Source organism: Sphingobium subterraneum (genome assembly GCF_014199435.1).
GTDB lineage: Bacteria > Pseudomonadota > Alphaproteobacteria > Sphingomonadales > Sphingomonadaceae > Sphingobium > Sphingobium subterraneum.
Genome location: NZ_JACIJP010000025.1, coordinates 1 through 2,568, shown reverse-complemented (window position 1 = coordinate 2,568; position 2,568 = coordinate 1). Strand labels below are relative to the sequence as shown.

Genomic DNA, 2,568 nt, shown 5'->3' with positions numbered 1-2,568 from the left:
TCAGTCGGGTAGGATTGGTGCTGCTCATGGAGTCAGCCCTGATCCCCCCGCCGAACCGCACGTGCAGCTTTCACCGCATGCGGCTCTCCACTGTGACGAACCATCACTTTGCCGTAGATCGGGCAGGCGGCCTCTGTGAGTATCCCAGTGGCATTGCTCGCACAGGACCACCGTCCTGCGGGCGCGTGCCACCTTCATTCTCACGACAAAACCGCGGTGCGAAACATCGGCCATCCCCCGGATATGGTGCACCTGACACGGAACATCGGATCGACCGCAAGCCTCGCATTGCTTGGCATTCTGACGATCAACCCAGTCCGTACGTGAGTGGGTGAACACCTGCGTCCAAGGCTGGATATCAATCCTGGACGAGGTGGCCGGATCACGTTTCAGATGAGCCAGTTTCCAGACTTTGACCGATCGGGGCTGGCCATCGACGTCGTAGCCGATGGTGAATTCCTGCCCCGTCCTCATGCGGGCCACGACCGCTCGCACATTGGTTTTGTGCTTGCTGGCCAAGGTCTTGAACAAGCTCCACCGCTGGAGAAACTCAAGCCTGTTCAGCTTGAAGCTCACATCCTTGGCGAGAGCATAGTAGTTCGCAAAACCCCGCAATTCGGCGTTGTAAGCTAGGACGATCTCAACGTCGCTGCAGCTGAGCAGCAGGCTACGATGACGCGGCTTCAACACCGACAGATCACCATAACCTTTTGCAGAAGCGAACGCGTGGACCTTCTCCCAAGGGACATGCAGCTGCATCACTTCCGACGGCGGCCTACGAAGGAAGCTGACGGAACCTTGTCGGCTCCGGACAACCCGTTGGCGTGTCGTATATGTGCGGACCTCATATCCAAGGAAGGCGGCTCCATCGCTCGCCTTGCGGATACCGCTTTTCTCCTCGGACACCGTGAGCGCCAGCGCCTCGGTCAGGAATGCCCTGACTTCGGCGAACACGCTTCGTGCATCCTCCTTGCTACCGATAACCCCAATCATGAAGTCGTCCGCGTAGCGACAGTAACGAAGTCGGCGATAACCGGGGTCCATCGCGTCTCTCGACGGGATGGACCGCTTTTGCGGCAGTAAGGTTTGGATTTTGGCCAAGGAGGCCGCAACCTTCACCTCGTCGACATTGTCTTTGGCCCGCAGCATGGTGACGCGCTTCCGTTGTTTCTGGATGCGCCCAGCCAGTCGCCCATATTCCGGGTTCGTGGCACGGACCTTCCCCCTCTCGAAAGCCGCGATCCGTTCCGCCATGAACATATCGAGTTCATGGAGGTAGATGTTGGCCAAGATTGGAGAGACGATACCGCCCTGCGGAGTGCCGCTGTAGGTCCGGGTGTGAACCCGGTCTTCCATAACACCCGCCTTAAGCATGCTGCCGATCAAGCCGATGAATTTCTCGTCATCGATCCTTTTCCGCAACAGCCGCAGGAGGATGTCGTGGTCGATGTTCTCGAAGAACCCCGCGACATCCACATCTACGAGCCATTTCACCCCCGTCCATACGGCTTTGACGTGTTCAAGCGCCGTATGACACGACCGGCCCGGCCGGAATCCATGGGAGGCGTTCGAGAACACCGGTTCATAGATCCGTTCGAGCAGTTGCCGCGCCACTTCCTGAACGAGGCGGTCGTCGCGCGTGGGAATGCCCAGCGGACGCCGTTTGCCCTTGCCTTTCGGGATAAACACCCGACGCACTGGTTTGGGATCATAGGTCCCTGCCGTCACGCTGGCGATAATCGGGTCGAGGTCTTCCGGTCCGAAGTCCGCGAAGGTCTCGCCGTCAATACCCGGCGTCATCGCACCCTTGTTGGATCCGATCTTCTGGAGCCCCTCCTCCCAAAGGAGGCGAGACCCCATCAGACGATAGAGTCCATTCACCCTTTTGCCCGACGCAACGAGCGCCGGAATGGCCTCCAACCGGCCTTTCACAGTTTCTGGCAGCATCAGCACACCCCATGATCGGTGGTTGAAGAATCACAGCTGCCGCCCTTCCCCCGGTCTTCCCCGCTTTCGGCCCGATCGCTCGAGACCTTATACAGTTGCACCGCCGCCTCCGAAGAGGTCGATGTCCCGGGCATTACCCCGGGCATTTGAGTAATATGGCGGCTCCGTACCCATGCAGGCCGGCAGAAGCCGCCTGTTTAGGGCATCCCGTAGTTACGCTGAATGGAGATGCGGCGCGGTTAGGTGTCCCGTTCGTCCACTAAACCCCTCGACGAGAGGCGCACCGGATGGGCTGAGAAACAGGCGGCCAAGACATGAGACCGCTGTCATCATCCGGACCTGGCGTGACAGTCGCTTTCGCCAGTATCGCTATATAGATTGCTGCAGACTGGGATTTAAGCAGTGTAGCCTTCACCATACGCACCTTGCCCTGACCGTCATCGCCTCCATTTGCGACTAAGACGCATCTGGCCTTTTCCGAACATGCTATTGTTCCCCGTCCCTTTCGGGATTTCAGACCTTGTGAGGCCCGAGGTTAGTCCGGCGAGCAGAGGCATTCTCAACTTACCTCATCATCACTGATACTCCATTTCAGCGCCGCAACGGCGCACTATCCTTGTA

Annotated in this window: 1 protein-coding gene; it reads right to left on the bottom strand. The window is 58.6% G+C overall.

All coding sequences use genetic code 11. The features are described from left to right. Nucleotides 1-24: 24 nt before the first annotated feature. The gene (locus FHS92_RS17995; protein ID WP_024018999.1) at nucleotides 25-1,947 is read right to left on the bottom strand and encodes a reverse transcriptase domain-containing protein; all 1,923 of its coding nucleotides are present in this window, start codon (nucleotides 1,945-1,947) and stop codon (nucleotides 25-27) included. Nucleotides 1,948-2,568 lie beyond the last annotated feature (621 nt).